General features: G+C 66.6%; 25 protein-coding genes. 13 read left to right on the top strand and 12 right to left on the bottom strand.

Annotation, left to right across the window (positions count from 1 at the left end):
* Positions 1-96 precede the first annotated feature (96 nt).
* Together LGY53_RS01440 and LGY53_RS01435 are read right to left on the bottom strand one after the other, a co-directional pair.
* Entirely contained in the window at positions 97-1719 is a 1623-nt protein-coding gene (locus LGY53_RS01440) for an acyl-CoA synthetase (RefSeq protein ID WP_225724816.1), read from the bottom strand.
* Positions 1720-1801: 82 nt separating this feature from the next.
* A complete protein-coding gene (locus LGY53_RS01435; RefSeq protein WP_225724815.1) occupies positions 1802-3193 on the bottom strand; it encodes an amidase in 1392 nt (463 codons plus the stop codon).
* 85 nt (positions 3194-3278) lie between these two features.
* Between LGY53_RS01435 and LGY53_RS01430 the strand changes: the two genes are divergently transcribed.
* Positions 3279-3965 carry a hypothetical protein gene (locus LGY53_RS01430; protein ID WP_225724814.1) on the top strand — a complete coding sequence of 229 codons (687 nt, stop codon included), beginning with the start codon at positions 3279-3281 and terminating at the stop codon, positions 3963-3965.
* A 25-nt stretch (positions 3966-3990) separates the two neighbouring features.
* On the opposite strand, the gene LGY53_RS01425 is transcribed toward LGY53_RS01430, so the two are convergent.
* Complete coding sequence (locus LGY53_RS01425) at positions 3991-4500, bottom strand: helix-turn-helix transcriptional regulator (protein WP_225724813.1); 510 nt, start codon at positions 4498-4500, stop codon at positions 3991-3993.
* A 208-nt stretch (positions 4501-4708) separates the two neighbouring features.
* Between LGY53_RS01425 and LGY53_RS01420 the strand changes: the two genes are divergently transcribed.
* On the top strand, positions 4709-5383 hold the full coding sequence (locus LGY53_RS01420) for a bifunctional 2-polyprenyl-6-hydroxyphenol methylase/3-demethylubiquinol 3-O-methyltransferase UbiG (protein WP_225724812.1): 675 nt from the start codon (positions 4709-4711) through the stop codon (positions 5381-5383).
* Between the two features lie 45 nt (positions 5384-5428).
* On the opposite strand, the gene LGY53_RS01415 is transcribed toward LGY53_RS01420, so the two are convergent.
* On the bottom strand, positions 5429-6955 hold the full coding sequence (locus LGY53_RS01415) for a S10 family peptidase (RefSeq protein WP_225724811.1): 1527 nt from the start codon (positions 6953-6955) through the stop codon (positions 5429-5431).
* A 374-nt stretch (positions 6956-7329) separates the two neighbouring features.
* Between LGY53_RS01415 and LGY53_RS01410 the strand changes: the two genes are divergently transcribed.
* The 4 genes from LGY53_RS01410 (at position 7330) to LGY53_RS01395 (ending at position 9619) form a co-directional block, all read left to right on the top strand.
* A complete protein-coding gene (locus LGY53_RS01410; RefSeq protein WP_225724810.1) occupies positions 7330-7623 on the top strand; it encodes a hypothetical protein in 294 nt (97 codons plus the stop codon).
* Between the two features lie 145 nt (positions 7624-7768).
* Positions 7769-8632: a P1 family peptidase gene (locus tag LGY53_RS01405; protein WP_225724809.1), complete on the top strand. Its 864-nt coding sequence runs from the start codon at positions 7769-7771 to the stop codon at positions 8630-8632.
* Between the two features lie 91 nt (positions 8633-8723).
* Positions 8724-9038 carry a hypothetical protein gene (locus LGY53_RS01400; RefSeq protein ID WP_225724808.1) on the top strand — a complete coding sequence of 105 codons (315 nt, stop codon included), beginning with the start codon at positions 8724-8726 and terminating at the stop codon, positions 9036-9038.
* On the top strand, positions 9038-9619 hold the full coding sequence (locus LGY53_RS01395) for a carboxymuconolactone decarboxylase family protein (RefSeq protein ID WP_225724807.1): 582 nt from the start codon (positions 9038-9040) through the stop codon (positions 9617-9619). The genes LGY53_RS01400 and LGY53_RS01395 overlap by 1 nt, the downstream gene beginning before the upstream one ends.
* Before the next feature lie 15 nt (positions 9620-9634).
* Here LGY53_RS01395 and LGY53_RS01390 read toward each other — a convergent pair whose 3' ends face one another.
* From LGY53_RS01390 to LGY53_RS01375, 4 genes are all read right to left on the bottom strand, one after another.
* On the bottom strand, positions 9635-10597 hold the full coding sequence (locus LGY53_RS01390; protein WP_225724806.1) for an NADP-dependent oxidoreductase: 963 nt from the start codon (positions 10595-10597) through the stop codon (positions 9635-9637).
* Between the two features lie 312 nt (positions 10598-10909).
* On the bottom strand, positions 10910-11539 hold the full coding sequence (locus LGY53_RS01385) for a hypothetical protein (protein ID WP_225724805.1): 630 nt from the start codon (positions 11537-11539) through the stop codon (positions 10910-10912).
* Positions 11540-12189: 650 nt separating this feature from the next.
* Positions 12190-13413, bottom strand: a complete 1224-nt coding sequence (locus LGY53_RS01380; RefSeq protein ID WP_167477376.1) for an acyl-CoA dehydrogenase family protein — start codon at positions 13411-13413, stop codon at positions 12190-12192.
* Positions 13414-13446: 33 nt separating this feature from the next.
* Positions 13447-14841, bottom strand: coding sequence for an acyl-CoA dehydrogenase family protein (locus LGY53_RS01375; protein WP_374111109.1), 1395 nt, complete (start codon positions 14839-14841; stop codon positions 13447-13449).
* An 80-nt stretch (positions 14842-14921) separates the two neighbouring features.
* On the opposite strand from LGY53_RS01375, the gene LGY53_RS01370 reads away from it, so the two are divergent.
* The 3 genes from LGY53_RS01370 (at position 14922) to LGY53_RS01360 (ending at position 17995) form a co-directional block, all read left to right on the top strand.
* The gene (locus tag LGY53_RS01370) at positions 14922-16403 is read left to right on the top strand and encodes a glycosyltransferase family 39 protein (RefSeq protein ID WP_225724803.1); all 1482 of its coding nucleotides are present in this window, start codon (positions 14922-14924) and stop codon (positions 16401-16403) included.
* A gap of 41 nt (positions 16404-16444) precedes the next feature.
* A complete protein-coding gene (locus LGY53_RS01365) occupies positions 16445-17407 on the top strand; it encodes an SMP-30/gluconolactonase/LRE family protein (RefSeq protein WP_225724802.1) in 963 nt (320 codons plus the stop codon).
* Positions 17408-17482: 75 nt separating this feature from the next.
* Positions 17483-17995 (top strand): GNAT family N-acetyltransferase, encoded by a 513-nt coding sequence (locus LGY53_RS01360; RefSeq protein ID WP_225724801.1) that lies wholly within the window; start codon positions 17483-17485, stop codon positions 17993-17995.
* On the opposite strand, the gene hisN is transcribed toward LGY53_RS01360, so the two are convergent.
* The 3 genes from hisN to LGY53_RS01345 all read right to left on the bottom strand — a co-directional run bounded on the left by hisN (position 17992) and on the right by LGY53_RS01345 (position 20059).
* Positions 17992-18774: a histidinol-phosphatase gene (gene hisN / locus LGY53_RS01355; RefSeq protein ID WP_374111108.1), complete on the bottom strand. Its 783-nt coding sequence runs from the start codon at positions 18772-18774 to the stop codon at positions 17992-17994. The two genes, LGY53_RS01360 and hisN, sit on opposite strands and share 4 nt — an antisense overlap.
* 247 nt (positions 18775-19021) lie before the next feature.
* Positions 19022-19423: a VOC family protein gene (locus LGY53_RS01350; RefSeq protein ID WP_225724799.1), complete on the bottom strand. Its 402-nt coding sequence runs from the start codon at positions 19421-19423 to the stop codon at positions 19022-19024.
* 45 nt (positions 19424-19468) lie between these two features.
* Entirely contained in the window at positions 19469-20059 is a 591-nt protein-coding gene (locus LGY53_RS01345) for an NADPH-dependent FMN reductase (RefSeq protein WP_225724798.1), read from the bottom strand.
* A 141-nt stretch (positions 20060-20200) separates the two neighbouring features.
* Between LGY53_RS01345 and LGY53_RS01340 the strand changes: the two genes are divergently transcribed.
* On the top strand, positions 20201-21079 hold the full coding sequence (locus LGY53_RS01340) for a helix-turn-helix domain-containing protein (protein ID WP_225724797.1): 879 nt from the start codon (positions 20201-20203) through the stop codon (positions 21077-21079).
* A 14-nt stretch (positions 21080-21093) separates the two neighbouring features.
* Positions 21094-22212: a peptide chain release factor 2 gene (gene prfB, locus LGY53_RS01335; RefSeq protein ID WP_225724796.1), complete on the top strand. Its 1119-nt coding sequence runs from the start codon at positions 21094-21096 to the stop codon at positions 22210-22212.
* A 35-nt stretch (positions 22213-22247) separates the two neighbouring features.
* Here prfB and LGY53_RS01330 read toward each other — a convergent pair whose 3' ends face one another.
* On the bottom strand, positions 22248-23441 hold the full coding sequence (locus tag LGY53_RS01330) for a S9 family peptidase (protein WP_225724795.1): 1194 nt from the start codon (positions 23439-23441) through the stop codon (positions 22248-22250).
* Between the two features lie 110 nt (positions 23442-23551).
* Here LGY53_RS01330 and LGY53_RS01325 point away from each other — a divergent pair, with 110 nt between their 5' ends.
* Both LGY53_RS01325 and LGY53_RS01320 read left to right on the top strand, forming a co-directional pair.
* Entirely contained in the window at positions 23552-24148 is a 597-nt protein-coding gene (locus tag LGY53_RS01325) for a TetR/AcrR family transcriptional regulator (protein WP_225724794.1), read from the top strand.
* Positions 24149-24253: 105 nt separating this feature from the next.
* Positions 24254-25105, top strand: a complete 852-nt coding sequence (locus LGY53_RS01320) for a mechanosensitive ion channel family protein (RefSeq protein WP_225724793.1) — start codon at positions 24254-24256, stop codon at positions 25103-25105.
* Positions 25106-25132: the final 27 nt, after the last annotated feature.

Raw genomic sequence — 25132 nt, 5'->3', positions numbered from 1 at the left:
AGATCCAGTGCTGCTGCTAACAATAGCAAGCGTTAGTGAAACCGATGTGTCTCGCATCTCACTCCGGACCGACCCGGCCTGTGCGGAGCGCGAATATCAGGACACCTCGTACTCCACCAGCGCCCTGCGCAGCAGCTTGCCCGTGGCATTGCGCGGCAGATCGTCGAGGAAGACCACCTCGCGCGGCACCTTGTACCTGGCCAGATTCTCCTTGACGTAGGTCTTGATCTCCTCGCCGTCGGGCGACTGTCCCGGTTCGGGCACGACGAACGCGCGCAGGCGTTTGCCGAATTCGGCGTCGTCCACCCCGACCACGGCGGCATCGAAGATGTCCGGCCGCTCCAGCAGCAGGTTCTCCACCTCCTGCGGGAAGACGTTCTCGCCGCCGGAGACGATCATGTCGTCGTCGCGGCCGTCGACCATGAGCAGGCCGTGCTCGTTGATATGCCCGACATCGCCGCTGGACATATAGCCGTCGATGATCTGCTTGTGCCGTCCGTCGGTGTAGCCCTCGAAGGGTGCGCCGCTGCGCACGAAGATCCGTCCGGTGGTGTTGCGCGTGGTGATCCGGCGGTCCTCGTCGTCGTAGAGGCGGATTTCGCAGGTGATGGGCGCGCGGCCCGCGGCGCCGGGGGTGAGGGCCAGATCCTCGGGCGTCGCGACCGTGGCCACCGCGCATTCGGTCGAGCCGTACAGGTTGTAGAGCACCGGCCCGAATACCTTCGTCGCCTTGACGCACAGCTCGGGGGACAGGGCCGATCCGGCCAGCAGGATGCACTTCAACGAGGAGGTGTCGTATTTCGCGCGGATCGCCGGATCCAATTCGACGATCCGGTGCAGCATCGTCGGCACCGCGACCAGCATTTCCGCCCGGTGGTCGGCCACCATTTTCAGCGTGGCCTCGGCGTCGAATCGCCTGCGCACCACGGTCTTGTTGCCGAGCGCGAGGGCGACCAGCCAGGTGCCGAGCCCGGTACTGTGGAACAGCGGTGAGACGATCACCTGAGTTCCTTTGCGCGGGAACGCGATTCGGTCCACCATCTGGGCGGTGCTGAGCGGGGTCACCTTGCTGCGCGGCGCGCCCTTCGGCAGGCCGGTGGTGCCGCTGGTCAGGATGACGAACCCGCCCGGCTTACTCGGCGCCGGCAGTTCCTCGGTCGAATTCGCGGCGATCAAGTCGTCGAGCGTCTGCGCGCCACTCGGCAGCTCGACGCCCTCGTCCACCCAGGTCAGATAGCGCGGCAGGTCCGTCGGCAGCGCATCGAGCAGGCCGAGGAATTCGCTGTCGTGCAGCACCGCCCGCACCTTCTCCCGCGCGCACACCTCGGCGAACTGCGGTTTGGCGAATCCGGTGTTCATCAGCGCGATCCGCGCCCCGAGTTTGCCCGCCGCGATCATCGTCAGCGCCAGGCCGCGATGATCGCGGGCCAGCAGGCCGATCACGGTGCCCTCGGTGATACCCGCCGCGCGCAGGCCGCGGGCGACCGCGGTGGACTGCTCGTCGAGCTGCCGGTAGGTGAGCTCACCGCGCTCGTCGACCAGTGCGGGCGCCTGCGGGATGACCCGGGCGGAATGCCTGGTCAGCGTGGCGGACGGACCGAGAACCTGCGATTCCCGCACGGTTCGCAATGTCTCCAACGGCCTCGTGGGGTCGGTGACCCCCTTCGCTCGGAGAACACCCAGCGCCTTGACCGCCTCGAGCGCGTGCGCCACCTTCATGTCGAACACCTCCACCAGGACTACGGAACCTCACCGTAGCAGTGGGTAGTGTCGCGTATCACAGACTCCCGGTGACAGATACCTAGGCGAGCGACGGAAACGGTTGCGCGGCCTCGATTTCGTACGCGGTCTCCAGCAGCGTGCGCTCGTCACCGTAGGCGGCCGACAGCTGGATGCCGATCGGAACACCGCTTGCGGCCAGACCCATCGGCAGCGAGATCGCGGGCGTGCCCGCGACATTGTTCAGCGGCGTGAAGCCCACATAGCTGAACAGCCGTTCCAGCAATTCGTCGAAATCGACTGTGGGACTGAGGTATCCGAGCTTAGGGGTGATATGCGTCAGCACCGGCGACAGCACCAGCTCGTGCCTGGCGAACATGCGCGCGTATGCCTCGCCGGTGCGGCGCAGCCGCAGCAGCGCACCCGGCGTGCGATGCATCGCGGCGCGGTGCCGCGCGCGCAGGCCGCGGGTCAGCCCGTCGAGTTCGGCCGTATCGAAGGAGCGATCGAGCACGAATCGGCCCGCGGACGCGGCCATATCGGCGAGCAGCGCCCACAGTTGCAGGAAGTCGTCGGCCCACTGCTTGGTCACCGGCAGCGCCATCGGTTCGACGCGGTGTCCGGCCTGCTCCAGCAGCGACGCGGCGCGCAGCACGGCGGCCCTGGTCTGCTCGTCGGTCGGTGCACCGGTGATGCTGTCGGTGATCAGGCCGATCCGCAGCCTGCGCCGGGCCGGGCCGTCGACCCGGCCGATCGGCGGCAGCGCCGGATTGCGCCGATAGTCCTCGATGGCCGCGAGGTAGGCGGCGGTATCGCGGACGGTGCGGGTGAGCACGCCCTCGGACACGATATTGATCGGCATGGTGCGGGCCGCCTCGCCGTCGACATGTCTGCCTCGGCTCGGTTTCAGCCCGACGAGTCCGGTGCACGCGGCGGGGATGCGGATCGAGCCGCCGCCGTCGTTGGCGTGCGCGATCGGGACGACGCCCGCCGCGACCAGCGCCGCCGAACCGCCCGATGAGGCGCCGACGGAATAGTCGGTGTTCCACGGGTTGTGCGTCGGCGCCTCGGACATGAATTCCGTTGTGGGACTGAAGCCGAACTCGGGCAGCCGGGTTTTGCCCAGCACGGTGAGCCCGGTGCTGCGCAGCTGTTTGGCGTATGCGCCGTCGCGGTGGGCGGGTCCGGCGCGGAACGCGGCGGTGCCGTGATTGGTCGGCAGTCCGCGGATATCGGTGTTGTCCTTGACGAAGGTCGGGACGCCGTACAGCGCACCGTCCTTGTCGTCGGCGTAACGCGGGCGGTCGAATGCGGCGTGGGCGATGGCGTGCAGCGCCGGGTCGACCAGTGCCGCGCGGTCGGCCGCCGCCGCGGCCAACTCCTCCGGTGTCGTCGCGCCGGTGCGGACCGCCTCGGCGAGGGCCACCGCGTCACCGCGGCCCATGACGTCATCGGCGAAGGCATTCAGTCGCATGTACCGAGCGTAGGTCGAATTCCGTACGGCGGCAGCCATTGTTGGCCCGGATGCCGGGTCCGGTACCGGCCGATAGGGTGCACGCATGCGTATCGCGGCCATTGCGGCCATACTCCTGTTCGTGGCCGGATGTGCCGCATCGGCGGATCATCAATCGCATGACGCGGCCGGTGCGGTCACCGCCGAGAGCTCCCGAACGAGCACCGCCGCAACGACAACGGCGAAGTCCGGGCCGCCCAAACCGGGCACGCCGATCAAGGAATTCGCGGCCTGGGTCCAGGCCGGTACCGCGGTGGACGCGGCGAGCTACGGTACGGTGCGCCCATCCGATGGCGGCCCGACCCAATTGCAAAGCGATGACCGGGCTTTCGTCAGCCCGACGGGAAAGATCAAGTGCACCAGTGACTATCAGGACCAGATTCGCGGCCTGAGCTGTCTGGTCGAATTGAAGAATCCACCGCAGCGGCCCGTCGACGATGTCGGGCACTGGGTCGGCGGCTGGGTCGACTTTCCCGGATCGGAGCTGACCGTCGGCTCGTTCCACGGTGATCCGGGGCCGTTCCTCCGCGGTGACGGCGCCCAACTCGGCTACGGTTCGCGAATCACCGTGCACGACTTCGTCTGCCGGATGGACACCACCGGACTGTACTGCGTCGACCCGACGAACCGCGCGGGTGTGCAGCTGAGCGACGCGGGCGTCGTCGCATTCGGCTGCCTGCGGGAACGGGCCGCGAACAAGGATGAGACGTACGGCCTGATCTACGGCTGCTAGCCGAAAAGTATTGTGCCGCAGTCCTTCAGCGTCGAGCGCTGGCCAGCGCCACCAGCAGCGGGACGATGCGCACCGGCGGCACCTCGAACCGCCCGCGTCCGGCGGTCTGCAACCAGCCGACCGCCGCGAGCTGCCGCAGATGGTGGTAGATCTGCCCCGAGGTGCCGACGCCGTCGAGCTCGGTGAGCTCCGCCGCGGTCCTGCGGCCGTCGAGGATGGCCCGCAGCAGGCGCAGCCGTACCGGACTGCCAAGTGCCGCAAGGCAATCCGCGGCGGCCTCATCCCAGCCGTCCTCCAGCAGACCGCCGGTATCGAACTGCGACTGCCAGCCGTAGCGCTCCTCGGTCGGCAGGCGGACCGAGCCGGCGAGCATGACGCCGCCGCCCGGTTCGCCGGATTCGGCGAACTCCGCGCGTAGTCGGGTCACCGCCCATAGGTCCTGGCCGTCCGCCGAAGGATGGTCGTCCTGAGTCCGGCCGCCCTCGAGCGCCGCGACCCGCCGCTCCAACTCCGCAACCCGCTCCGTTAGACCCATGCCGGTGAAGTTACGGAACTACGTAATACGTGACAAGAGGACAATTATCGCAGCGTAGGCGTGCCTCCGCATTCGCTCCCGGCCGTGCGCGGGCTAGGACGAGCTTCGCCCGACAGCGCCCATTAGGCGTACCTCCGGCTTCACCTGACAGTGCCTACTGCGACATATTCGATCGATCGGTGGGCCGGTATGCGGCAGACTGCTCGAAATGGTTGAAAAGGGGAAGGTTGAAGAACGGCAGCAGGCGGCGGACGCGGCGGCGCGGGAACTGGCCGCGGGATTCGTCACCCGCGACGATCCGACCGGCTGGTTCGAGCCGCTGTACGCTGCGGCGGCGAATGGGCAGGCGACGGTGCCTTGGGATCGCGATGCGCCCAATCAGCTACTGGTCGAATGGTTCGAGCGGCGCGCGGCGGCCGGATCCGGGCGGGCGTTGGTGATCGGCTGCGGTTACGGTAAGGATGCGGAATACGTTGCCGCACAAGGATTCCGGACCACCGCATTCGATATCTCGGAAACCGCGATCCGCGATGCGGCGCAACGCAATCCCGGATCGCCCGTCGAATATGTGGTGGCCGATCTGCTCGATCCGCCCGCGGCGTGGACCGGTGCGTTCGACCTGGTGGTCGAGTCGATCACCGTGCAGTCGATGCCGCTTTCGGTGCGGGAGCCCGCCATCGCGAATGTCCGCCGAATGGTCGCTCCCGCAGGTGAACTCGTGGTGATCTCCGGCATCCGCGCCGAGGGCGCGACGGTCGACGGTCCGCCGTGGCCGTTGACCAGGACCGAGCTCGAATCGTTCGGCTCGGATGGTCTGCGAGCGGTCGAGATCGAAGAGGTTGCCGAAGTAAATCGCTGGCGGGCAACGTTTTCCAAGGCTTGATCGCCGTGGCCGCGCATCGGTCGGTGCGCGGCCACCGCGGGAGTCTCAGCGTTTGGCGGCCTGCAGTGAGAGGATGCGCTGCCGAGCCTCCTTATCCTCTACCGCCGAGTCGTACAGCTGCACCAGATCCTGTTTGAGCGCGGTGCGCGAGTGCCCGTCCAGGTACACCATGTGGCCGGAGTGGTAGAAGCGGATCGTCAGGTTCTGCCGCACCGTCTGATCCTCCAGCGGCATATTCTGCAGATCCATCACCGTCTGATAGCACGGCGTCACGAAGTCGAAATATCCGTTGGCGGACAACACCTTCAGGTCCACGTTGATCGCCATCAGCGCGGCCAGGTCGCCCGCGGTGTACAGCGCCGGTCCCGTCCGTTTCGTGCCGGTCGGATCGGTATGGCTGAAATCCCAATTCTGGAATACCTGATCGTTGAGATCGGTGAACGCCGAATTCGACGTGTACAGCAGCTGTTCGTTCAGGTAGTTGTTCCACATCGTGGTGTAGACGCCGGATACCGCGGCCATCGTCGGGTCGTTGCCGCCCGACGCCGGGTCGACCCGGCCCGCGATACCCGAATCGATGCCGGTGACCCGGCCGTCGTACGCGCCGAGGGCCAGATGCTTGTCCTGGAGCAGGGTCGTCAGGAACGGCCAGCTCACGACCAGGCTCCACGAGGTCAGGATGGTTTTATCGATTCCGGTGTACGCGGCGAGCTTGTCGACGGTGGCCGGATCGGCCTTCGGGAACGCCTGCAGCGCGTTCGCGTAGTCGACGCTCGCGAACCGCTCGACCTCTTCCACGAATTTCGCGAGATCGGTTGGCGGCGGGTTGATTCCGAGCCGCTTGTGATACCACGCGTCCGCGGCGGCGGTCGGCAGGATGCCGATCGGATTACCCGACTGTCCGTAATCCAGAATCGACGACAGCAGCGTTATGCCGTTCAGATCCACGCCGTCCTCGTGCAACCGGTAGCCGAGTACGCAGCTGCGCGGAGTGCCGTACGATTCGCCGAAGAGAAACTTCGGCGAATTCCACCGATTGTTCTTGGTCAGATACCGCTTGATGAAATCCTTCAGCGATTCGGCGTCCTGGTCCACACCCCAGAATTCCCGGTTCTTGTGCGGCGCGACCGCGACCGAATAACCCGTACCGACCGGATTGATGAACACCAGGTCGCTCTTGTCGAGCAGGCTGTCGGGATTGTCCTCCATGCGATACGGCGCGGGCGGGGTGAAATCCGGCATATTCGTGACGATCCGGCGCGGCGCGAACGATCCGAGCATGACGAAAACCGCGGACGAGCCGGGGCCGCCGTTGTAGAAGAAGGTGACCGGCCGCGCTTCCTCGGACTGGCCGTCCTCGGTGAATGCGACATAGAACATCTTCGCATTCGGTTGTGAACTGCTCGGATCCACCGTGACGAGATGTCCCGCCGTTGCGGTGTAAGCGATTTCGCGACCGCCGAGCGTGATGGTGTGGTGGGTGACGGCGGCGGCCTCGGTGGCGTCGGTAACGTTGTCGTCGGGACCGTTGCCGTATGCCACCGGGTCGAAGAATGGCTGATCAGCGCTCATCGTACCTTCCTCGATGTCAGAGGTTCGGGGGTGACGGCTATGGGATGAAAGATCTTTCATTCCATACGAATCAGGGGAGAGGATCCCCAAAGCGTTGCCCCCATGTGCATTTCAGCGTACTAGAGCCGGTGCGCCGCCGGGCCGCGATTCACGCTGCGCGTGCAAACCCTGTTCCGGCTCGCTTTCCGAGTGTTATCGAATTTCACCGATATATGAACGCGGGCAATATTTTCCAGACCGGAGCGCCGGATCGATGACCCAGGAACTTCACAGCGCCAGGCCGGGTTCTCCACAGGCCGGGTGAGTGTAGTGAGTGCTCGAGCGGCCCGGCTCGGGCCGACTCGCACGGTGTTCACGCTCGGAAGGGAAACATGATGTCTGTTCGATCGGTTCGTCGACGTCGAATCGTTGCCCGGTTCGCGGCAGCCGCCGCGGTCCTCGCCGTCCCCGCCGCCATGGTGGCGGCGCCCGCGATGGCCGCACCGGTGGCGTCCAGCTCCCCGATACAACTCATCGATAACGACTGGCACCACTGCAATCAATGGGATCGCGACGACTTCTGCCGCGACCACGGCCCCGGCGACTGGCACCACCGCCGCGGTGGCGACTGGGACCGTGACGGCGACGGATCCGCTCCCACCATGCCATCGACCGGTAGTGCTCTGTAAGCGTCCGGATTCCCGATGACCACGGGTCGGCCCGGCGACCCCCAGCCCGCCGGGCCGATCGGGATTCGTTCCGAGTGGCATGATCGATCCGAGAAGCGTTGTGGCAGCGCGGATTCGTGCTGACGAGCGGATCGGAGACACGAATATGGCCATCGGTATCCCCGGAGTTCGCATCGGTCACTGGACCGACCCGGTCGGTGAAACGGGCTGCACGGTGCTGATACTGCCCGAGCGGACGACCGCCTCGTGCGAGGTTCGCGGCGGCGCACCCGCGAGCCGTGAACTGGCCGCGCTCGCACCGGACAAGACCGTGGTCACGGTGGATGCCATTGTGCTTACGGGTGGTTCGGCCTTCGGACTCGCCAGCGCCGACGGGGTGATGCGCTATCTGGAAGAGCGTGGGCGCGGCGTGCCGACGCCGGGCGGCCCCGTTCCTATCGTTGCGGCACTGGGGTTATTCGATCTGAGCGTCGGCGACCCCGCCGCGCGGCCGACCGCCGAGCATGGATACGCCGCCGCCGAAGCAAGCTCGGGTGAACAGATTCTGCACGGCCGCGTCGGCGCGGGCGCGGGCGCGTACGTCTCGCACTGGCGCGGTCCGCGACTTCGGGTGCCCGGCGGAATCGGTTATGCCGAAAGACAATTGGGTGATGTCGTCGTCGGCGCCGTCTGCGCGGTCAATGCCTTCGGCGATATCGATGACGGCGCGAGTGACATCTCGTTCGACGCGGTGGCGCAACTCGATCGCCCCTTCGAGTTCGAAGGTTCGCGCATGCACACCACCATCGGCGCCGTATTGACCAACGCGCGGCTGGACAAGGTCGCCTGCCAGATCGTCGCGCAGGGCGCACACGACGGACTGTCCCGCGCCCTGACCCCGCCGCACACCCGATTCGACGGCGACGGATTCATCGCGGCCGCGACGGGCCAGGTCGACGCCAATGTCGACGTCGTCCGGCTGTTGGCGCTTGCCGCTGTCACCGAGGCCATCCGATCGTGTCGTCGATGAGCGCGGTGTATCCGGTCGGTGGACGGATGTTGTCGGACCGTCCGGTTATCGTCTAGTCCGGCACAGCGGGCGCGAGGAGCGGAGGCTCGGCGTGGCGGATGGGAACAACAAGCGCGCGGCGCACCGTGCGCTGGTGGACGGCGTGTTGTACGGGGCGGGTGCGGCGTCTCGGGAATTGCGCGCCCAAGCCTTCGACAACACCGACCTTCCACCTGCGCTGCGGGCCCTGATCGGCAAGGTCGCCACGAGCCCGGTGCGGATCATCGATGCGGACTTCGCGGCGGCGAAGGCGGCGGGATTCAGCGAGGACCAACTCTTCGAACTGGTGATATGTGCGGCGGTCGGCCGGTCCGCCCGGATGTACGACGCCGGGCTGGCCGCCTTGGCCGAGGCGGAGGCCGGGTAATGCGACTCGAAATCCTCAACAGTGGCTACCGTCCCGCGACCAAGATGCTGTTCGCCCTTATCCGGATGTTCTCCGGGCAGTCGATACCCGATGCCGCCAAACTCGTCTTCTACCGTCCCGGCTTCTATGGAACCAGGGCGAAGAAGTTCACGCACGAGGCGATGCGCGGGACCTCCGCCTGGTCGATCGCCGACCGAGAACTGATGGCGGCCTTCGTATCCGAGGTCAATGAGTGCGCGTTCTGCGTCGGCGCGCACACCGCGACCGCGGCGCGGGCGTACCGGGACGATGCGAAGGTGCGAGCGGTCCTCGCCGATCTGGAATCGGCCCCCATCGACGAAGGCCTGCGCGCGACGCTGCGCATGCTCGGCAAGCTGACCCGCGAGGGCGCCGTCGCCGCCGATGACATGCGAGAAGTGTTGTCGGCAGGCATTTCTCGCCAACAGATCGAGGACGCGCTCGCGGTCTGCGCGGCATTCGATACGACCGATCGACTGGCCGACGCCTTCGGCTTCGAACTACTCGGCCCGGAGGGCTTCGAAGCAGGGGCGAAATACCTGCTGAAGCGGGGCTATCGATAGCTGCTCACAATCCCGTCATGGGATCAGCACGAGCTTGCCGGGTGCGTGTCCGCGGATGCCGACCTCGTGCGCCTTCGCTGCCTCGGCGAGCGGGAAGGTGGTGTCGACGATGACGCACAGCGCACCGGACCCGGCCCGCTCGATGAGTGTGCCGCGGGCGGCGGCGCGGATTTCGGTGCCCGCGTCCTGCCCCGGCCCGTAGCCGAGCACCTTGATACCTGCCGTGGCGCGTCGTGGCGACCCGGCGATCGAGGCGATCCGGGTGCGGTCGGCCACCAACTCGAGCGAAACGTCGAGCGCCTCCTCGGTGCCGGCGAAGTCGACGGCGGCGGTAATGCCTTGCGGTGCAACGATATTCACCCGATCGGCGAGCCCGGGCCCGTATTCGACGGGGATGGCGCCGAGTTCGCGCAACAGTGCGTGGTTGCGTTCGGCGGCGGTGGCGATCACCGTCGCTCCCTGCGCGGTGGCCAGCTGTACGGCCATCAGGCCGACCCCGCCTGACCCGCCGTGCATCAACACCGTGTCGCCGGAGCCGACACCCGCGGCGTGCAATGCGTGGACCGCGGTGGTTCCGGCCAGCATCAGCGAACCTGCCTGGGCCCAGTCGATCCCCGCGGGTTTGGTGAAGATCGACGTGGCCGGGGCCGTGACGTAGTCGGCGTACGCGGCCGTCACGGGGTAGACGACGACCTCGTCCCCGACTCGCGCATCGGTTACCTCCGCGCCGACCTCGGTGACGACGCCCGCGCACTCCAGACCGATCGATGGCATCGAGGCGGCGACGCCGGCGGCGTCCCTGTGGTCGTCGTCCACGGCGTGGAAGGCCCCGCTGTAGATCTTCCAATCGATCGGATTGACTCCTGCGGCGCGGACCTCGACGACCACGCCGTCGGCGGCCGCGCGCGGGGTCGGCACTTCGATCACGGCGAGCACATCGGGTGTGCCGTAGGCCGTCGGACGCACGATTCTGGGCATGATTGGGCTCCTGTCCCGGTGGGGTGGTAGTCGGCGCCGCCCGGCGAGGGGCGGCGCGACCGATCCGTCGAGAATTAGTCTCGACCCATCCGGGCATGACCCGCAGCGCAACTTCGGTAATTAATCCTTGCGTGCAACGCAAAGATTATAGCGGCGATTGCCGTCTCAAATCCCTTCCGGCCCTTCGATGTTCGCTGATCAACCGCTGTGCGCAAACTATCGTGAGCACGGGGCGATCATCACTCGCCAACAAAGCGGGCCGGTGCGTACAGACGAGGGAGCGCACCGGCCCGCGCCGGAATCGTTTGTCGCTCAGTTGTATACGGCGCCGAACGACGGAACCGATATGGTGCCCTTCTGATACTGGTAACCGTCCGGGTTGGCATCGCTGACCGGAACCGACCAGCGGTGCCACAGGCTGCCGTACACGGCGGCGACGATGAGCCCGCCGCCCGGATCCAGTACACGGGTGCGAATCGTGGTGTCTACCGGGACATCCTGATGTTCTGTCAGCACCTCGGTGCCGCTGCGTCCGTTGGACAGGTTGATCCACAGCACCTCGAGCTTCGCGCCGGTCTGATCCGGTGCGATGGTGCCCGGCCCGCCGAAGAAGCCGAACCGGAATCCGTCCAACCCGAGCGCGATCCCGGAGCCGTACACACCGGGGCCGTCGCCGCGACCGATATCCGATTGCGCCGGTATCTGGAACGGCTGCGCGGGCAGGGCCACCTGCCCCGCCGCCGGAATCTGCCCGGAGGCCAGCAATCGGTCGACGGCCTGCGTCGCGTCCGGGTCGCCCGCCGCGGCGGCGCGCAACCGCTGACCCGCGACGCCCCAGTCGAGCGCCGATGGCTCGGCACCGGCGTTACCTGCGAAAACAATGGTTGCCGCGGCAGTGGCGGCGAGTGCGGTGGTGAGGTGACGCTTCAAACTCAGTGGCATAACCAGCTCTCCCATCTGGTACCGCTTGCTGAAAATTCGTCCGCTGAATCTTTCGCGGTAGGCCGACCGGTTGTTACGTCCGGTTAACTTGTTGATTCGATGCCACGGCAAGCGGGGATGGGCCCGGCGCGATAATTTCGGTCGCTCGTCCAATTGGAATGGTGAAGTGGCTTGGGGCAGTGGAACTTTCGTACGCGAATTGATATTTCCTGTCACCCCAATGCAGTAATGTGATCGTTACCTCCAGCCGAGGGGCGGTGGACTTGGTCCACACGCCGCGCCCAGGAGGGAGGTGGTGGGGAAATGGGGAAACATCGCAGGAAGAAGAGCGATGCCCCGGTCGATTACGGCATCGTCTTGGTCAGTGCTGCCGTAATCGCCGGGGCGCTCATCCTGGTCCACCGAGTCTGGCGGGCTAGGTAAACCCACCCGGTGGGGCCGTCTATGGGGGCGGTCCCACCCTCGGCGTCACTCACGTGACATCCCAATAATACTTGACATCGGATAGCGACGGTATCGAAAAGCGCACACCGAGCAACCGCGCCGTCGGCAGCGGCCTCGGACATGTTCCCAGCACGAACGCCCCCTGGCCGACCAAAGCAAATCGGTGCGGGCCGAAAACCTCGACCCGCACCGAACTGCGTAACAGCCTATTTCAGCTCGGCCGAGGTCTTGTTGAGCACCCGGCGGGCAACGATCAGCTGCTGAATCTGTTGCGTCCCTTCGAAGATGTCGAGGATCTTCGAGTCGCGGCCCCACTTCTCGAGCAGGGTGCGCTGGGAGTAACCGAGGGTGCCCGCGAGTTCGACGGCCTTGAGCGAGACGTCGGTGCCGGTGCGCCCCGCCTTGGCCTTGGACATCGAGGCCTCCAGCGAATTGGGCTTCTTGTTGTCGGCCATCCAGGCGGCACGCAGCGAGAGCAGATAGGCCGCCTCGTAATCCGCTTCCATACGCAGGAATTCGGCCGCGGCGGCGTGCTGGTTGTTCGGCGGCGTGTCATAGGAGATCTCCACACCGGCCTCGGTGAGGATGGTGCGCAGTTCCTCCAGCGCGGCCCGTGCGACGCCGACCGCCATCGCGGCGACCAGCGGCCGGGTGTTGTCGAAGGTCTGCATGACCCCGGCAAAACCCTTCTCCACGTTCACTTCCGGGCTGCCGAGGATGTTGTCCTTCGGGATCCGGCAGTCCTCCAGCCGCAGTTCCGCGGTGTCGGAGGCCTTGATGCCGAGCTTGTGCTCGAGCCGGGATACGGTGAGCCCCGGCGCATCTCGCGGCACGACGAACGATTTGATCGCCGCCCGCCCCAGGCTCTTGTCCACGGTGGCCCACACCACGATGTGGGTAGCGCGCGAGCCGGCGGTGACGAAGATCTTGGTGCCGTTGAGCACCCATTCGTCGCCGTCGAGCACCGCGGTGGCGCTGACCGCGGCCGAGTCGGATCCGAAGGAGGGCTCGGTGATCGCCATCGCGGCCCACACCTTGCCGAACCGCTCCAGCTGTTCGTCGGTGGCGACGGCCGCGATGGCCGCGTTGCCGAGTCCCTGATACGGGATGGACAGCATCAGGCCGACGTCGCCCCAGGAGGTCTCCAGGGCGTTCAGCAGCGCGGACATATTGCCGCCGTTGGTGTTTCCGAGCAGTTCGGTGGCGTGCGGGTCGGGTTCGTCCGAGCGGCCGCCCGCCGCGCCGCCGATCTTCTGGGTGCCGGAGTCGGCCAGGCCCTCGACCATGGCGGCCATGGTGTCCAGCTCGACCGGGTATTCGTGTTCGGCGAGATCGTATTTGCGCGAGATCGGGCGGAAGATCTGGCTGGCGACCTGGTGGGCCTGGTTCGCGCTGGCCCGCAGCTTCTTGGGGAGTTCGAGGTTGATCATGGAATGTCTCCTACAAGGTAAGGAACGGGCCGGTTAGATGAGCACGACACCTTCGGCGACGCCGATGGCCCGCAGATCGCGGTACCAGCGCTCGACCGGGTGTTCCTTGGTGAAGCCGTGGCCGCCGAGCAGTTGCACGCCGTCCAGACCGATCTGCATTCCCTTGTCGGTGGCCAACTTTCGGGCCAGTGCCGCCTCGCGGCCGAAGGACAAGCCCTGCTCCGCTCGTGACGCACCCCGCAGGGTCACCAGCCGCAGGCCGTCGAGTTCGATGGCGATATTGGCGACCATGAAGGCGACCGCCTGCCGGTGCGAGATCGGCTCGCCGAATGCCTCGCGCTCGTTGACGTAAGGGATCACGTAGTCGAGTACGGCCTGTCCGGTGCCGACGGCGAGCGAGGCCCAGCCCAGCCGGGCCAGCCGCACCGCGTCGGCGTATTCCTCGGCGCGCTGCTTGGCATCGCCGTCGCCGAGGATCGCATCGGTGCCGACCGCGACGTTGTTCAGCACCAGCCTGCCGATTCCGGCCGCGCGCAGGCCCATTCCGGGATCGGCCTCGACCACCAGACCCGGCGCATCCGATTCCACGATGAAAAACGTTGGCCGCCCGTCGAGTTCGGCGGCGATGAGGAATAGCTCGGCATCCGCGGCCGCGGGCACCAGGCTCTTCACGCCGTTGAGCCGGTAGCCGCTCGGCGAGCGAACGGCCTTGGTCTGCAACGCGAACGGGTCGAACAGCGCGCGCGGTTCGGCGATCACCACGGCGGCCTGCGGCACGTTCTCGCCGGTGAAGGCGGGCAGGTAGGTCTGCTGCTGTGCGTCGGTGCCCCACTGGGACAGCGCGACCGCGACACCGCTCGGCGCGAGGATCGGCAGCGCAAGGCCCATGTCACCGTGCGCGAGCGCCTCCGCGACAAGGGAATTGGTGACCGCACCGCGCTCAGAGGCCGCGCCCTCCAACTCCTCCGGCACATTGATCAGGGTGATGCCGAGTTCGGCGGCGCGCTCGAGCAGGTCGCGCGGCGCCTTGGCGGTGGCGTCGGCGTCGTATGCGGCGGGCCGCAGGATCTCGGCGGCGAATTCCCGCACCGTCTCGACGATCATCTGCTGTTCGTCGGTCGGGGTGAGGTCGAAGAAGTCCTTCTTCTTGGACTCGTTGGGGGCCAAGCGTTTCGGCGCTCCGCCGCCCGCGACCTTGCTGAAGACGCGGGTGGCCGCGCCGAGGGTGCGGAAGCCGGTCTTGGTGCCCTCGTAGGTGACTCGCTCGATCGGCTTGCGCAGGTTGTACTTCTCGGCGAGCTCCGACCCGGTAATGGTCGTCATCACCCGCATCGCCGCACCCATCCAATCCCGCTTGGGTTGGTTGAGGCCGACCGCGGACGTGTCTGGACGTCGCTTCGTTGCGCTGTCTCGAGTGCTCATCATCACCTGTTTTCTCGATGGGTGGGTGAGGTCTGTGTCCCCGCTATCTTACTCCTGAGTAAGACTATCTTACTCTGGAGTAAGAAGTGCGTCGAGGGCCAGCGTACGCCGCCGAGCCATGGGACGCTGTCGGTGTGTTCTACGTCGCGGCACTATTCGCCATGCTGCTCACCTCACTTGCCACCCGGTACGGGTATCACCGTGACGAAATGTACTTTCTTGCGGCGGGGAGGCACCTTGATTGGGCGTACCCCGATCAGCCGGTCCTGACGCCCTTGCTGGCACGGGCGATGTCGGCAATCGATCCCGATTCGTTATTGCTGCTGCGGGCCCCCGCGATCCTGGCCGCGACCGTCGTGGTGATCTGCGCCGGGTTGATGGCGCGCGAATTCGGGGGCGGTCGAGGGGCGCAGGCGCTGGCGGCCGGGGCGGTGGCGTGCAGCCCGCTGCTGATGGGGGCCGGGCACATGCTCAATACCGAGGTGTTCGATCTGGCGGCGTGGTCCGTGGTGGGTGTGCTGGTGCTGCGTCTGATGGCGGATGGTGCCGCCGCGCGCTGGTGGCCCGGGATCGGGATAGCGGTCGGCATCGGTCTGGAGAACAAACTGCTGCTCGGCTTCTCCGTCGTGCTGCTGATGCTCGCGCTTGTACTGTTCGGGCCGCGAAAAATCTTCGCGACCAAGTATTTTCCGGTCGCGGTCGGTATCGCGGTGCTGCTGTGGCTGCCCTGGCTGATCTGGCAGGCGCGCAACGGATGGCCACAGCTGGAGATGGGCCGGGCCATCGCGGGCGGATCGTCGAGCACATCGAATACGCCGATCGAATACGTGCTGCTGCAATTCGGTTTGATGGGACCGTTGCTGGTGCCGATGTGGGCGTACGGGCTGTGGTGGTTGTGGCGCAACCGGAGCTACCGAGCCTTCGCCGCGACCTATGTGCTGATGTTCCTGCTGTATCTGGGAACCGGGGGCAAGGCGTACTACCTGGGCGGGATGTATCCGATTCTGCTTGCGGCCGCGTCGGTTCCGCTGGCGCGCTGGCTCGGCACGCGCCGAATCCGGTGGGCGGCGGTCGGTTCGGTGGCCGCGGTGAGCGCCGTCTTCGGTGCGATCCTGTTCCTGCCGGTGCTTCCGCTTACCGCACTTCGTGATTCGCCGGTGCTCGCGATCAACCATGACGTCGGCGAGACGGTGGGCTGGCCGGAATTCGTGCGCCGGATCGGCGACGTGCGGGCCGGGCTCGGTCCGGATGTCGCGATCGTCACCGGGAACTACGGTGAGGCCGGTGCGATCGAGCGGTTCGGCGCGCAATACCATCTGCCGACGCCGCACTCCGGTCACAATGCCTACTGGTGGTGGGGTCCGCCGAGCGATTCGGCGCGCGAGATCATCACCGTCGGGCTGCCGCGTGAGGGAATGGCGCGGTACTGCAACGATATCGAGCTCGCGGGAACCATCGACAATGCCGAGGGCATCAAGAACAACGAGCGCGATAAGCCGATCTACGTGTGCCGCGGACTCAACGCGTCCTGGTCCGAAATATGGCCGAAGGCAAAGCATTTGGGATAGCCGGTCGGCGGCTTCGAGATACCGCTGTTATGTTGACCGGCATGATCGAAGGGCTGGGGAGTAGACGGATTCGCGCCGCCTTGGTTACGGCCGGGCTGGCGATCGGCGTGGTAGCCGCGGTTCCCGGCTCGGCGGCGGCGCAATCCTGTGCGCAGGGCTGGGATGTCAGCACGGTCGTGAGCGGTATCGGGAATCTGGAGAATCTCGACGCCGATGGCGACGGGGGTTTCTACCTCACCGGGATCATCGACGGCTATCTCGGACACGTCGACGCGGCCGGGACATTCGAAAAGCTCGTTACGGGCCTCGATCATCCGGCGGGCGTCCGAGTGGCAGGCCGCTACGTCTACTTCCTGACCGGTGACGGCGTCACGGAGGCGCCGGGAACCCTGCGCCGGTACAACCGCGACACCGGCGAGGTCGAGGTATTGCTCACCGATCTCAACGGCCCCAACGGATTACTGCTTTTGCCCGACGGCGACCTGCTGTTCACCACAATCGGTATCAACGGCGCGCCCACCGGAATCGGCCGCTACCGGCCCGCCACCGGTGAGTACACCAAGACCTGGTCGAATGTGCCGTGGACCAACGGAATCGCGCTGGCGTCGGACGGAAAGTCCATCTACATTGACAGTCTCATGCTTCAGGTGTTCCGGGTGCCCCTCGACGCGCCGAATGACGCGACGGTGGTCGCGGGCCCGCCGCAATTGCTCGCGCTGCCCGACGATATGGAAGCCACCCGCGACGGCAAACTCTTCCTCGCCGAACATCTGCAGGGCGCCGTCTACCAGATCGATCCGGCCACCGGTGCGGCCTGTTCGATCGTCACCGGCCTGATCAAGCCGGGACCGTTCCGGAATCCGCCGGACGGCGCGACCTCGGTGCGTATCGCGAAAGACGGTGACTCATGGGCGCTTTACGTCACCAGCATGGACGGCGCGCTGCGCAAGCTGCGCCCGCCCGCCGGAATCGACCTCACCCCGGCCGATCCGACGCACCGCTGACGGAAAACAGTGCGGCGCAGTGTGTCCGGGTCGGCCGGTAGAGTCCGCGGCATCGCCGACCGAGGAGGAGCACCCATGCCGGAACCCGCGCCCATGATCGCCGCGACCGCCGAGGACGCCGCGGATATCGCCCGCCTGCGCGATCGGCTGGCCGGCTGGATGGTGGAACGCGGTATCCGCCAATGGTTTCCGGGCGAATACCCGGCCGAGCGGATGGCGCTGGAGGCCGAGCGCGGCGAATGGTTCGTCTGGCGCGGCGCGCAGGGCGAACTGGTCGCGACGGTCCGGCTGATCTGGCGCGATCCCGATTTCTGGGGTGTGGACGACGCCGAGGCCGGATACATCCACGGGCTCATGGTCGCCCCGGAGTTCCGCGGTAACGACCTCGGCTCCCGGATCATCCGCTTCTGCGCCGACCGCACCATCGCCCGCGGCATCTCGGTGCAGCGCCTCGATGTGGTGTCGACCAATCCGGTGCTCAGAAAGTTCTATGACACACAGGGATTCATCGAGGTCAGGGAGGCGCCGCTGCCCCCGCAGTTCACCGGTGACCGTCGAGTCGTGCTGATGGAGAAGCTGCTGGACTAAACCCGCAGCCGGGTAAGCACCTCGTCGTGCAGCAGGCCGTTGGTGGCGACGGCGTCACCGCCGTGCGGACCGGCCGTGCCGTCGAGCGCGGTGAACCGGCCGCCCGCCTCGCGGACCAGGATGTCGAGCGCCGCCAGATCCCACAGCGACACCTCGGGTTCGGTGGCGATATCGACGGCGCCCTCCGCCAGCAGGCAGTAGCTGAGGAAATCGCCGTAGCCGCGGACCCGCCACACCTCGTCGGTGAGCGCGATGAACCGGTCGCGCAGGCCGCGGTCGCGCCAGCCGGAGAGGCTGGAGAAGGCCAGGCTGGCCGAGCCGAGCTCACCCACCGCGGATACCGAAATCGGTTTCGCCGCTTGACCTTCGAAGCTCGCCCAGGCGCCCGACCCGGTGGCGGCCCACCAGCGGCGCGCCATTGCGGGCGCGCTGACAACGCCGACCACGGGGACGCCGTCCTCGAGCAGTGCGATCAAAGTCGACCAGATCGGCACCCCGCGCACGAAATTCTTGGTGCCGTCGATCGGGTCGATTACCCACTGCCTGCCGCTGAATTCGGCACTCCCGCCGAACTCCTCGCCGAGCACCGCATCGCCCGGCCGCTGCTGTTCGAGCAGCTCGCGCAGCGACTTCTCCACCGCGAGATCGGCATCGGACACCGGGGTCAGGTCCGGCTTGGCGTCCACCCGCAGATCGAGCGCGCCGAAACGCGCCCGGGTGATCGCATCGGCCGCATCGGCCAGCCGCAGGGCAAGTTCGAGATCGGAGGTGTGTGCCACGCGCATACCCTATCGAGCGTCGGCTGTCTCACGTCGACCGGTCTAGACCAACACAGGTACCGTATTTGCGCACAGCTCGCTCGGTGGCTGGCCGCCCGGTGCGCTGGACCCGATCAGTCCCGACGTGTGCGCTTCGGTCCGGCCCGCGCGGGCGTCCTCGGCCGACTGGAGTAGCCGCTGTGTGCCGTATTACATGCGAGGTTTCGCCGGGCGAGTCGTAATCGTTATCCGCCACGACGCGTCCCCGCTATTCGTCGGCCGCGGTGCCGCGGGCGAGCTCCGGTCGCTTGGTGTAGTCGGTCAAACCGATGACATTGCCCCACGGGTCGGCGACTTCGACGACCCAGCCGGTGCCGACCTCGAACGGCTCGGCCAGCGGCGGGATGCCGCGCCGGACGAGTTCGGCGGCCGCGATCCTGGCATCTGGCACCTCCAGCCAGAGTCGCATGGCCGGGGTCGTCCCGCTGCCCGCAGCGGGATCGGTCCGGACCATGATCCCGGGTGCCTCGTCGGCGATGGCGAATAGCGCGATGCCGTGCGCGGGCAGCTCGAATTTCATGGTCAAACCCAGTTTGCCGCGGTAGAACTCGATGGCCGCCGCGAGATCGCCCACCGGGGCCAGCACATTGTCGACGCCGAGAATCCGCACGCATCGATGAGACCAGACGCGTCCGGCGAATTCGACGGCGGCACCTCACACGCCGGCCGGGACCGCCCGGGCCGCGGCCAATGCGCTTGCCCACCAATGCAATTGATCGAGCATGCGCTGCGCCGCCGCGGCGGGCTCGTCGGGTTGGCGCAGTCGGCCCGCCTCGTCGAAGAGCAGGTAGTAGCGCGGGAACGAGACGTAATCGCGCACCGTATGGGCATTGAGCTCGTTGAACACCTGGCGCAGGTGTTCGATGGCGAGCAGGCCACCGCTGTTGCCGCTGTAGCCGACGAATCCGATCGTCTTGTGCTGCCACTGCTTGAAGTGCCAGTCGATGGCGGTTTTGATCGAGGCCGGGTAGCTGCGGTTGATATCCGGCGTGACGATCACCATGGCGTCGGCCGCATCGAGCCGCCGGGTCAGCTCGCGCATCCCTTCCGGTCGAGGCGGATTCGGGTCGAGCATCGGCGAGATGGCCGGAAGTTCCAGCGGCAGCGTCATTTCGGCGAGATCGATCACGTCGATATCGAAGGCGCCGTGCGCTTCGGCCTGTTCGGCGAACCAGCGGGCGACCACCGGGCCGAACCGGCCCTCGCGAACGCTGCCGATGATCACCGCGAGCTTCAAGCGGGACATGGTGTTCTCCTTCGGTTTCCGGCGACCGCACCGGCCGCCGGAACCCAAATTTGCCGCCGGGCAAGGCCGGTAGGGAGGCCACGCGGAGAGTGGTAGTGGGAGGGCCACCATCGGCCGCCGCATCGCTGTTACGTTCGATAGGTGAGCGATAACGAGTTGGGGCTGTTCCTGCGCATGAAGCGCGAGTCGGTCACACCCGCGGAGGTCGGACTGCCCGCCGGGCCGCGCAGGCGCACATCCGGGCTGCGCCGCTCCGAGGTCGCGATGCTCGCGGATGTCAGCGTCGAATACATCATCCGGTTGGAGCAGGGCCGGGACCGGCATCCGTCCGCCGAGGTGCTGACCGCGCTCGCCGACGCGCTGCACATGTCGCCGAGCGAGCGGGTGCACCTGTATCGCATGACGAAGATCCCGAGTTCGGCTTTCCATTGTCTGGGCGGCGCGCAGCCGAATCGGGTGGTGCGCCCGTTCGTCATGAGCCTGCTGGATCAGCTGGAGCCCGCGCCCGCCGCCGTCGTCAACCGGCTCTGCGAGGTGCTGGCCTGCACCGACGGCTACCGCGCGCTGATGGGTCCGATCGGTCTGCTCGATGGCGGCCTGCCCGCGAATGTCGTTCGCTATATCTTCACCGACGAGCGGGCGAAGGCCGCGTACCCGGATTGGGGACACGTCGCGGACAAGACCGTGGCGACGCTGAAACAGGGTCCGGTACAAGGGGATTCGCTGATCTCGGCGCTGGTGGAGGAGCTGACGGTCACCGTCGGCGCGGAGTTCGCCGATCGCATGCGCAACATTCCGGGCCTGGCCGCCGCCAACGGTATCGAGCGGATGACCCACCCGGAGGTCGGCGAGCTGCGCCTGGCCTTCGAAACCCTGGAGCTGTCCGCCGACGACGATCAGCGGATCGTGGTCCGCCTGCCCGCCGATCCCGCGGCCGCCCGTGCGCTCGACCTGCTGGCCGGCCGCAGGCCCGGCGCGCTGCGGGCGGTATCGGGTTTCGTCGACCGCGGCGTCGGCTAGTAGCCTTGAAGATTGTGCATCCTGACGTTTCCGCCGATCTCGCCGAACTCGACGCCACCATGAAGACGATCGAGTCGGTGCTCGATATCGACGAGCTGCGCCGTCGCATCGATGAGCTCGAGCATCAGGCCGCCGATCCCGAACTGTGGAACGACCAGGACCACGCGCAGCGGGTGACCAGCGAGCTGTCGCACGCGCAGGGCGAGCTGAGCCGGGTGGAGAAGTTGCGGGAGCGCCTCGACGATCTGCCGGTGCTGTACGAATTGGCCGAGGCGGAGGAGGGCGAGTCCCGGACGGCCGCGCTGGCCGAGGCCGATGCCGAGCGGGCCGCGCTGCACGGCGATGTGGAGGCGATGGAGGTTCGCACCCTGCTGTCGGGTGAGTACGACAAGCGGGAGGCGCTGGTCAACATCCGCTCCGGCGCCGGCGGCGTCGATGCCGCCGACTGGGCGGAGATGCTGATGCGCATGTACATCCGCTGGGCCGAGCGGCACAAGTACGCGGTGGAGGTGTACGACACCTCCTACGCCGAGGAGGCGGGCATCAAGAGCGCGACCTTCGCGGTGAAGGCGCCATACGCCTACGGCACGCTATCGGTCGAGATGGGCACCCACCGCCTGGTGCGGATCAGCCCGTTCGACAACCAGGGCCGCCGCCAGACCTCCTTCGCCGAGGTCGAGGTGCTGCCGGTGGTGGAGACCACCGACCACATCGAGGTGCCGGAGACCGAGATCCGGGTGGATGTGTACCGGTCGTCGGGTCCCGGCGGGCAGAGCGTCAACACCACCGACTCCGCGGTCCGCATCACCCACCTGCCCACCGGCATCGTCGTCACCTGCCAGAACGAGAAATCGCAGCTGCAGAACAAGATTTCGGCGATGCGCGTGCTGCAGGCCAAGCTGTTGGAGCGCAAGCGCCAGGAGGAGCGCGCCGAGATGGACGCGCTGAAGACCAACGAGGGCGCCTCCTGGGGCAATCAGATGCGCTCGTACGTGCTGCACCCCTACCAGATGGTCAAGGATCTGCGCACCAACTACGAGGTGAACAACCCGGACGCGGTGCTGAACGGCGATCTGGACGGGTTCATCGAATCCGGTATCCGCTGGCGTATGCGCGAAAAGGCCGCCAGCTGAAGCGGTTCCGGTAAGTACCGGAACCGCTCCGCTTCCTAGGCGAAAACGGTTGCCAGCCAGTCGAAGACGCGCTGGTTGGTACGCAGCATCGCACCCATGTGGCAGTGCGCGCCCGCGCCTTCGGCGGCGGTGCCGACGATCAGCTCCTTCGGGCAGGTGAGCGCCTCGTACATGCGCACCGCCTCACCCGTGAAGAACATATCTTCCTCCGCGTCCAAAACCAGTGTGGGGCAGGCGATCCGGTCGCTGATTCCGGCCATGGTGAACGGCTCGGTCCTGCGGAGGAAGTCGGCACCGCCCGTGGCGCCGAAGGTCCAGATGCCGTTGCGTACCGCCCAACGCAGGGTGGTACTGGCGGTCATGATCAACCGCAGGACGGCGTCCGCCTCCGTGTCACGGCCCGACTTCACCCACTCCACCAGGAATTCGGGCATCATGCTGGTGATCGCGTGGAAATTGAACAGTCCGTCGTTGAGGATCAGCGCGGCGATGCGAGGTTCGAAGGCGGCTGCGCGGGCGACCAGATAACCGCCGAGGCTGTAGCCGTACAACGCGATTCGCGCGGGATCGATTTCCGGCAGCGTCAGCGCGTAGTCGACGACGGGGCTGACGACGGCTTCCCAGTCGTGCCGGAACGGCAGGCCCTGTTCCCGGATGACCGCGCCCTGCCCTGGACCGTCGAAGGCGAGTACCTGGTAGCCGCGGGCCAAAGCGCCTGCGGCGATGACGAAGTAGGCCTCTTCCAAGGTCGAGTCGAAACCGCTGTTGAAAATCACGGTGGGTCGCGGCGTGCCCGAATCGTCAACCAGGAAAAGGTATCCCGGAAGTGTGGTGTCGCCGTAGGGAATCGATACCGCGCGGACCGGGGTATCCATCAATTCGGCTGCGGTGGCGAAGGTTTCGCGGGACAGGCGGGACAGTTCCCTGGCCTCCGGATCGGTGGCCGGGTTGTCGCGCCGGTAGAACTCGGCGGTGCGGTAGTAGTTCGAGGCGCGCAGCAGGGCCTCGCGGGCGCTGACTCGGTGGCCCTTGGCCAGGCTGTCATCGCCGATGGCGTGCACTCTGGCGGCGGTTGCCTTCCATTCACGCAGCCAGGCGTCTTCGTCGCCGTTCGGGATGTGTGCGGCGGTGACCAGCACCTCGCCGAGTTCCGCGCCGCCGTAGCAGGCGAACCCGGCGGCACGCAGCGTCTCGAACGAGAAGGATTCGTCATCGAACAGGAATTTCATGGGTCTACCTCGAATGTTGCGTCGATACGGAAGCGTTTCGTCGTGCGTTGGAAACGGTAGATCAGCTTGCGTGTAAACGCAAGCGTTTCGTCGTTGCTATGCTTCGGTGCATGTCAGAGACCCGCAAACGCGTCCCCGCCGGTGCCGCCGTCATGCAGCCGCAGGTCACCGCGGCGATCACCGAGGCCGCCTTCGCCGAACTCGCCGAGGTCGGTTACGGGAGGCTGTCCATGGAGGCGGTGGCGCGCCGGGCCGGGGTGAGCAAACCGACGCTGTACCGGCGCTGGCCGACCAAGGAACAGCTGGTCATCGCGCTGATCACCCAGGTCGCGGTGGCTGCGGCCGATACGCCCGACACCGGGACACTGCGCGGTGACCTGCTGGCGTTCCTGGAGATCACCCTGCGCGGTGTGTCCCACCCGTTGGCGGCGCGGATCATGCCGGATCTACTTGCCGAATCGATCCGCAACCCGGCGTTGCGCGAGGCGCTGCAGATCGGCATCGGCCAGTCCCGGCGCGCGAAGGTGGCCGAAATGCTGCGCCGAGCCATCGCGCGCGGCGAGCTGCCCGCCGGGCTCGATATCGAGCTGGCGCTGGATTTCCTTGTGGCGCCGATGTTCTGGCGTTCGATCAACGGCGGCGACCTCGAAGCGCCCGACTACCTCGACAGACTGGTCGACATGCTGATCGCCGCCTTCCACGGCTGATCCACCTGTGCCGTGATCGCGTTGTAACCTGTTCGACGTGTGTGTTCCAGATGTGGGGGCGTTGCGCGGGAACGCCGATTTTCGGCAGGTCCGAAGGTCGGCGCGATGACCGTCTTGCTCGCCTCCCCCTCGGGCACGCTGAACTGGCTGCGATCCGACGGCCTGGAGATCGTGCTCTACGTCCTGGGCGCGATGCTCTTCAGCCGATTCGCGACCTTCCTGCGCGACCGGCTGACCCGCAAGATCGACACCCAGTTCCGCAGCAGCGATGCGCTGGTTCGATCCGAGGCGGCCAAACATCGGCACGCGCTCGCCCAGGTGATCACCTGGGTGGTATTGGTCATCGTCTACGTGCTCGTCGGCATGGCGGTGTTGGAGCGCTTGGGTTTTCAGGTCAGTGGCCTTGTCGCGCCCGCGGCGGTGCTCGGCGCCGCGCTCGGTTTCGGCGCACAGCGCATCGTCCAGGACATTCTGGCGGGCTTCTTCCTGATCACGGAGCGGCAGTACGGATTCGGTGATGTGGTTCGCATCGCCGTGACCGGACAACCGGAGCCCGCGGAAGGTACGGTCGAGGACGTGACCTTGCGGATCACCACGGTCCGCAATTCGAACGGTGAGGTGATCACCGTCCCCAACGGCCAGATCGTGAAAGTCACGAATCTGTCGAAGGATTGGGCGCGCGCCGCGGTGGATGTGCCGGTTCCGGCGAGCGCCGACATCAAACGGATCAACGAGATCCTGGACGAGGTCGGTACAGAGGCGTACAGCGACCCTGGACTACAACCGTTGCTGCTCGACAAGCCCAGTGTGATGGGCGTCGAGGATCTGACGGTGGACACGATGAATATCCGAATGGTTGCCCGCACGTTGCCAGGCAAACAATTCGATGTCGGTCGCGAACTGCGGGTGCGGGTGGCCGCAGCATTGCGCCGGGAGGGAATAAGTGAGAACTCGTAAGTCGACGGCGATCCTGTTGGCAACCTG

Source organism: Nocardia sp. JCM 34519.1, from assembly GCF_020361265.1.
GTDB lineage: Bacteria > Actinomycetota > Actinomycetes > Mycobacteriales > Mycobacteriaceae > Nocardia > Nocardia arthritidis_A.
This window is presented reverse-complemented; position numbering and strand designations above follow the sequence as displayed.